Here is a 7,626-nt window from a genome sequence, read left to right as displayed (position 1 = left end):
CTGCAAGGAATGATAAAAGGCATCCAACTTCAGATAATTGTGTGGTCCCTTTAAACTATGAATATCTATATGGAACACTTCCTTGAGACGTTTACCTTCTTCTTCCTTTATTTGATTTTGAAGAATCTTTGTCGGAACGCTAAGGACAATCTGACGCTCTTTGGCTTGAGATAAAGCGGGTAAGAGATAGCCATAGGTTTTCCCAATCCCTGTCGGTGCTTGAATCAGAGAGACAGGCTCATCTTTCAATAGCAAGCCAACCTCTTTAGCAAAACTTTCTTGCTCCTCCCTCACTTCAAGATTCAACAGAGAAATATTCTTAGAAAAATCTTGGGATAGTTTTCGTAGCTCCAGGGGAGCTCCAGTTTTCTTGAAATACAGTCCTTGAACTTGGACCAAATCTGAAGAACTCAGAATAGATTGGCTGCGATAAATTTCTTCAATAACCAGGTAGGACTCATATAGGAGGGCGTCAGCCATTTCCAGCAAGCGTTCTAAAAGACCTTTAGGAAGCTGGGCCATCTTTTCCCGTAGAAATAAGAGTAATTCCGCAGTAGCTTGGGCATCTGAAAGGGCTGTGTGAGCATGTTTTAGAGGAATTCCTAATTCTCGACACAAAATAGGCAAACTATATTTTCCCAGTTCTGGGAAAAATACCTGAGCCAATTCGACCGTATCAACACGAGGGTTTCTTAGCTCATAGCCTTCAAAAAATAAATTTTCCGCCAAGAGATTGGCATCAAACTGAACATTATGGGCTACAAAAATCCCATCCTCCACCAAGTCAAAGATTTTTCTAGCAACTTGCGAAAAATCAGGTGCTTGCGCCAGACGTTGGTCTGTCAATCCTGTCAGTTCTTTGATATGAGCATCCAAGGGTTCATGGGGATTGACATCCGTCGTATAGTGATCGACGATTTTTCCGTCCTCAATCACGACAATTCCCACTTGGATAATTTTAGCCTTACTACCTGTGCTAGTTGCCTCTAAATCCACCACAACATAGCGATTACCAATCGTTTTCATTATAAAAAATTATACCAAAAAAAGGGCCATTTGGCACCTGCAAACATAGGATAATTTTCAAACACAAGAAGGTCACTTGTATTAAAATTCCCAGTAAACAGAGCATCCTAGCCTACTGATTTTTTGAAACTGGTGAAGAATAAGAAAAATTGAGAGAAGAAATGTTTGCACCTTCCTTCTCTCAACTATCTATTTACTTTATTTAACCATATCAGGATCGTAGTCATAAAATCCTGTATCAAGGAAACGGTTTTTAGGGTGAAGTTTACGAACTTCTTCATCCAGCAAGAAGGCTTGGTCATGGCTAAAGTTGTCCTCTTGGATCAAGCTACGCGCTTGGATAAAGAGTTTTGCAATCTCAACAAAGTTCTGACCAGGTGTATAGAGACCTTCTAATTTCCAGTGAGTAAAGCCATGCTCCACCAATTCTGTTAATTTTGTCATCAAATCAAGGTCATTGTTGGCAAAGATGTGGGTACCATGATTGTCTTCAAAAATGGAATAATGGCTCTCTGGGTCACTTGGCTCAGCCAAGAAGAGGTCACGCTTGCGCGTCTTTTCATCATCGATGTGCGTAAAGTTATAATAGTTTTGCAAGAGCGGACGTTTAGAATGATGGATAACGCTAGCTCCGTAAACCAAAACTTCAGCAGGAATTTCCAAAATCTCTGGCATTTTAAAAAGTTCAGCCGATGGAATTTCACGCGCCAAAACAGCCTCAGAGGCGCCAGCCTTTTGTCCCCAAAAGTTAATCTGACGACTGCTTGTTACCATAGTTGAGGCATCATAGATGGTTTTAAAGGAATAACCATCGCGGTTGACCACGTAAAAAACGCCTGCATCCCCAATCGTAATGTAGTCTGTCTTGATTTCTTCCAAGAAATCAAGGAATGGCTTAATACGGTCCATCATATCTTGGTGCATGAGGGCGTTAACCGCAACGATCAATTCCTTACCAGCATCATGAACCAGCTTAGCGATTTCACGCAATTGGTCATGACTAAAGGTTGTTGGCAGACGAAGGCCAAAATCTTTCTCACCGACATAGATACGGTCTACGCCAGCTTCGAGCAGTTGTTTAACTTGTTCAATACTTTCAGCAGTTGCTGTAATGATAATCTTTTTCATAAGGAAAATTATACCATATTTCTCCAAAATCAGCTATTCTTTGAAAATGAAAAGGGACTTTATTCTTTTTGTAACCTTTCTGTAATAATTCTCTGCTGAAAAAATGATAAAATAGGTATGTACTGTTAAGGAGAGAATCATGCCCGTAAGAAAATTACAATCCTATGAGGTAGACTATCAAGAAGAATTAAACCAGCAACTTCCTCATTATCAAGCTTATACACCTGAAGCACAAGCTGATAGCAATCTCAAAGAAATTTTATTTTTTGTCAATATCGCTGTTTTTTGTATCTGTATTGCCATCTTTAGTTTTATCTTTTTGTCATTAAAATTAACAACTGTGCTCGCCTTACCTGCAGCAATAGTATCCAGCTTACTTGTTTTAAAAGTCCAACGCTCTCTTATCAAACGAAAACTTAAAAAATAAACATATCGCCCCATCTGGAGCGATATGTTTATTTTTTCTTTTTTAGATGGTGTGTGGATGGCAATCTTCACTTCAAAGATTGTTCCTTTCGGTTTATTATCTTTGACAGTAATGGTTCCTTTTAGAGCATCTACAATTTGCTTGGCTAGGGATAATCCTAAACCAAAACCACCTTTTTGCCGGGTTCTAGCCTTGTCTACGCGATAAAAACGGTCAAAAATTTTCTTCTTATCTTCTGTCGAAATACCGACTCCATTATCAGAAACCAGTAAATACAGATTGCGATCGGTCGCTGAGATAAGAAAATCAATTTCACCATCCTCTTCAGTATACTTGACAGCATTATCGAAGAGAATCGTCATCAACTGCTTCAAGAGAAGTTGATCCGTCACAATCGGACGATGGATCCGATTTTCAAAACGGAAGACACGATCATTTTCCGAAGCAATCATCTCATAGTTTGTGAAAGTCGTATTGAAAAAACTAGTTGGAACTTCTGCAAGCTCCGGCTTAATCCCATCATCTCTCCGAGCTAAGTTCAGCAAGTTTGTCGTCAAAAACCGCATATTTCGGACTTCTTCCAAACTCGATGCAATGCTTTCGCTCACATCCATAATGGTAGCTTCTGGCTTACGAAAGAGGGTCTCTAGGCGATTTTGCAAAACTGCAAGTGGAGTTCGTAACTCATGGCTAGCATTCTCCACGAAAGACTGCTGCTTCTGCATACTTTCAAGTAAGGGGCGAACACTGACTCTAGCTAGATAGAGACTGGCAATCAAAGACAAAATCCAGAAACTTGCCATCACAACGACAATCAATTGCTCATGCTTTTGACTGGCCTGCTCCAACTGACTGGTATTTATCAAGACAGCAGCATACTTGATATTGGTTGAAACCGAACTGATATTGGTCTCCATCAAAATCATACGATAGATTTCTTCCTGCCCATAGCTATTAAAAACCTGAATCTGGTAGATATGGCCTAGTTCTTTCTTTTCTAACTTAATCTTATCCAAGCCCAAAAATCGATTTCCAGAAAGGAGCTGTGTAAAATTCTTATCAAAAAGAATAACCTCCGTATTGGAACTGACATTGGGTTTTACCTCAGTCTTGCTAGTATCTGTAGCGGCATTCTCTAAATCTTTAATCTCTTCTGTTGCCCTATTTACTGCCAGCTGAATAACTGCTTGAGGATTTTCACTCAGTCCATGAAGCTTATCATCCACCGAAGTATAGAGACTCGAATGCATGACTTGTAAAATAATCAGAGTCATGGTAGAGAAAATCAGGGTGAAGACACCAAAGTTGCGGATAAAATAACTAAAGTCATCCGCATACCATGTTTTTTTTAGTTTACTGAACATCTTTTAAAATATACCCAACACTGCGCAAGGTTTGCAAATTCTCTGCAAAAGTGGTTCCTTTTAATTTCTTACGGATTTTTGAAACATAAACTTCGACAACCGAAATCGTTGTGTCACTATCAAATCCCCATAGACGATCAAAAATCTGCGTCTTAGGCAAAATAACATTTTGATTTTGAAGGAAATAAACCAATAAATCGAACTCTTTCCCCAGCAATTCGACTGGAGTATCTTCAACCTTAACGGTATTGGTTGATAAATTGATGAGAATATCTCCATAAGATAGCGTATTTTCATTAAACTTGCCTGAACGTTTGAGAAGGGCCTGAATTCTCATTTTGAGTTCTTCTAGGTAGAAAGGTTTAGTCAGATAATCATCCGCTCCTAGTTCAAATCCATGTCCCTTGTCATCCAAGCTTTCCTTGGCAGTCATAATCAGAACTGGTGTCGTAATTCCCTTTTCACGCAATTCTTTCAAGACTTGGAAACCATTTTTTTCTGGCAACATCAAATCGAGCAAAATCAAGTCATAGACGCCACTCTCAGCTTCGTAGAGACCTTCTTCCCCATCAAATACCTGCATGACATCCGCAAAATCGTCTAAAAAGTCAAATACTGAATTTGACAGGCCTAGGTCATCCTCAACTAATAAGATTTTTATCATGAGAAACTCCTCCTTATTAAAACTATTATACCAAATTTGCCTTAAAAAAAACTCAACTCTCTGCATTTTACATGAGATAGCTGAGTTTTCTTTTTATTTAGTCTTGATTATTTACTTCCATATTGAAGAACAACTGCTTCCACTGCAGCTTTTTCACGGTTAATCAAGTCAACACGCGCTGCAATTTCCTTGATTCCCATACCGATGTTACGGCTAAGAGCAAGGTCAGAAAGTTGTGGCTCAAAGAACTCCTTGTACTCTGCCAAGCGTTGCTGAGTCTTAAATACATGAGCAGGAAGAATAACAAAGCTATCAAAGCTCATATCTCCTCCAAGAGCTGCCTTAATCCAAGCCCAATTTTCACGTGCCCAAGACCATGCTGTTTCCTGAGTTGCTTGATGACCTAAAAACTGGAAATACCAAGCAGACAAGTCTTGTGGTTTAACCACAAATTTGTCCTTCCAAGAAGCAATCAAGGTTTGGATATTGTCCGCATCTGTACTGTATGCAAGGGCTGCTGCCAACTGGCGTTTAAAGACAGCGTCTGTTGCGTGAGTATAAGTATCAAGATAAAGTGCTAACAAGTCTTTGGTCTCATGATGTTTCATCTCATTGATAAGAACTTGTGAGCGGATAGCTGCTGGAAGTCCTGCAAGCTGATCCTTGTGGGCTGCGAAGATTTGGCTAGCGACTTGACTAGCTTCTGCATCATTTGAGCGAATCATCATCGAAACAGCCAGCTGACGAACCAATTCATCCTCATCTGATTCACCGTCTTTAGCTTCAAAACCAAGACGGTCATAGTTGTGACGAGCCAATTTAGCAACCAAGGCTTTGAAGGCTCTTTCAGCTTCTGTTCCTTCATCGATAAAGCGCTCAAGAGCAGAAATCACTTGAGAAACAGCTGAAACAACAAGGTAAGATTCTTCCTTAGCAAGTTTATCAAGAACTGGGAGCAAGTCAGCATAAGAAATGTGTCCTGCCTCAGCAAGCAAACGACGTTCTTGGACGATTTGCAATTTGCTTGTGTTATCAAGATCAACTAGGTCAGCAAGAATAGCATCTAGCAAGTCTCCTTGATAGTCTGTAATGTAGTGGGCTGTATTTTCTGTGTTGAGGCGAAGTGCTGTTTTGTTTTCAGCAAGAAGAGCTGCGTAGCCAGGGATTTCGATACTTTCAGTTTCGAGTGTATCAGGCAAGCCTTTCCAGTTGCTGTTTAGTGGCACAACCCAGAGACGGTTCTTATCTTCGTGCTCACCGATGAAGAATTGTTTTTGTGAAATCTTCAAGACATCATTTTCAACTTTAACAGTGAGAACTGGGTAACCAGACTGTTCCAACCAAGAATCCATGAAGGCTGAAACATCACGTCCAGACGCTTGACCAAGAGCATCCCAAAGGTCACGACCAATTGTATTGCTGTACTGATGTTTTTCAAAGTAGGCATGCAAACCTTTGGCAAAATCGGCATCACCTAGCCAACGACGAAGCATGTGCATGAGGCGACTTCCTTTGGCATAGACGATAGCTCCGTCAAAGAGCGTATTGATTTCATCTGGATGTTTAACTTCGACGTGAACAGACTGAACGCCATCAGTCGCATCACGTTTCAAGGCAGACGGAACACCACCTGTTTGGAAATCTTCAAAGATATTCCAGCTTGGTTCAATAGCATCCACACAGACGTATTCCATCATATTAGCAAAGCTTTCATTGAGCCAAAGGTCATCCCACCATTTCATAGTAACAAGGTTACCAAACCATTGGTGAGCCAATTCATGTGCCACAACAAGGGCAACTTGTTGACGGCTGGCAAAAGTAGAGTTCTCATCCACAACCAAGTAAACTTCACGGTAGGTCACAAGACCCCAGTTTTCCATAGCTCCAGCTGAGAAGTCAGGAAGGGCGATATGGAGAGATTGAGGGATTGGATACTTGACTCCATAGTAATCTTCGTAAAACTCGATAGAGCGAACAGCGATATCCAGTGAGAAATCAAGGTTAGATAGTGGGTGGGCTTTGGTTGAATAAACACCTACGAGGGTACCGTTTTTAGTTTTAGCCGTCACACCTTGCAAATCACCAGCAACAAAGGCCAACAAGTAAGAAGACATGCGAGGTGTTGTCTCAAACTTCCAGATACCTGTTTCCTTACGGTTTTCAACATTGATTTCTGGCATGTTAGACAAGGCCAATTCACCTTCTGCTTGGTCAAAACGAAGAGATAGGTCAAAGGTCGCTTTGGCTTCTGGCTCATCCACACATGGGAAGGCTTCGCGCGCAAAATGGCTCTCGAACTGAGTAGACAAGACTTCCTTCTTGACACCATCAACAGTGTAATAAGAAGGGTAAATCCCTGTCATGTTATCTGTGATTTTACCAGAAAAGTCAAGAACCACTTCAACTTGACCAGTCTCAGCTAATTCGATATGAAGAGCTTCATTGTCATGGTCAACAGTAAATGGGCGAGCTACCCCTGCAACTTCTACAGAAGCGATTTCCAAGTCTTTTTGGTGAAGGGAAATACGGTCACTCTGTGCTTGACCAGTAATAGTCACTTTCCCTGAAAAAGTCTTGGTCTCACGACTCAAGTCTAAAAATAAATCATAATGTTCAGGAACAAATTGCTTAATAAAATGTTCAACTGCTTGCATAGTTTTCTCCTATCTAAGTTTAAGAGCTAAAGCTCTTCTTCAAACAAACTTATTATAACATGTTTTGCTTGAGAAAAAAGGATTGGACGGGTAATTTCCAAAACTTTCTTCCGTCTAACAGTCTACAGTGGGTAGACCTTGCGAAATTCTTCTAAAACAACCTTGCTTTCAGGTGTAAAAGTCAGTCCTGCTTCTCTCAGCCACTCGGCGAAAAAATCCTCATGAACCTGACGCCAATAGGCTATGGATTTGTCACCTTCCCCTTCTTTGAAGGCATGGTCAGCAGAAACTTGATTGAAGGGTTTAACAGAAACCTTTGTAATTTCGACAATGCAGACAGCCTGATTTTGACTATCTAAAATG

General features: G+C 40.6%; 6 protein-coding genes and 1 pseudogene. 1 reads left to right on the top strand and 6 read right to left on the bottom strand.

All coding sequences use genetic code 11. The features are described 5' to 3' along the window. The coding region (locus tag SMIDD26_RS05095) for an exonuclease domain-containing protein (protein ID WP_134990188.1) at positions 1 to 1,026 on the bottom strand (1,026 nt) is incomplete at its 3' end. A 198-nt stretch (positions 1,027 to 1,224) separates the two neighbouring features. Continuing rightward, on the bottom strand, positions 1,225 to 2,154 hold the full coding sequence (locus SMIDD26_RS05090) for a peptidase U32 family protein (RefSeq protein WP_061439307.1): 930 nt from the start codon (positions 2,152 to 2,154) through the stop codon (positions 1,225 to 1,227). Between the two features lie 139 nt (positions 2,155 to 2,293). Here SMIDD26_RS05090 and SMIDD26_RS05085 point away from each other — a divergent pair, with 139 nt between their 5' ends. Then, a complete protein-coding gene (locus SMIDD26_RS05085; protein ID WP_050242418.1) occupies positions 2,294 to 2,581 on the top strand; it encodes a DUF3270 domain-containing protein in 288 nt (95 codons plus the stop codon). 32 nt (positions 2,582 to 2,613) lie between these two features. Here SMIDD26_RS05085 and SMIDD26_RS05080 read toward each other — a convergent pair. The 4 genes and pseudogenes from SMIDD26_RS05080 to SMIDD26_RS12830 all read right to left on the bottom strand — a co-directional run. After that, positions 2,614 to 3,945, bottom strand: a pseudogene (locus tag SMIDD26_RS05080) (sensor histidine kinase); the annotation flags it as partial. Continuing rightward, entirely contained in the window at positions 3,935 to 4,609 is a 675-nt protein-coding gene (gene ciaR / locus SMIDD26_RS05075) for a two-component system response regulator CiaR (RefSeq protein ID WP_061439305.1), read from the bottom strand. The pseudogene SMIDD26_RS05080 and the gene ciaR, both read right to left, overlap by 11 nt. Before the next feature lie 107 nt (positions 4,610 to 4,716). Further along, complete coding sequence (locus tag SMIDD26_RS05070) at positions 4,717 to 7,263, bottom strand: M1 family metallopeptidase (protein WP_061439303.1); 2,547 nt, start codon at positions 7,261 to 7,263, stop codon at positions 4,717 to 4,719. Between the two features lie 122 nt (positions 7,264 to 7,385). Continuing rightward, on the bottom strand, positions 7,386 to 7,626 hold a 241-nt coding region (locus SMIDD26_RS12830; protein ID WP_246746915.1), incomplete at its 5' end, for an ASCH domain-containing protein.

It is taken from the genome of Streptococcus mitis (assembly GCF_001579035.1).
In the GTDB taxonomy this organism is placed as follows: domain Bacteria; phylum Bacillota; class Bacilli; order Lactobacillales; family Streptococcaceae; genus Streptococcus; species Streptococcus mitis_J.
This window is presented reverse-complemented; position numbering and strand designations above follow the sequence as displayed.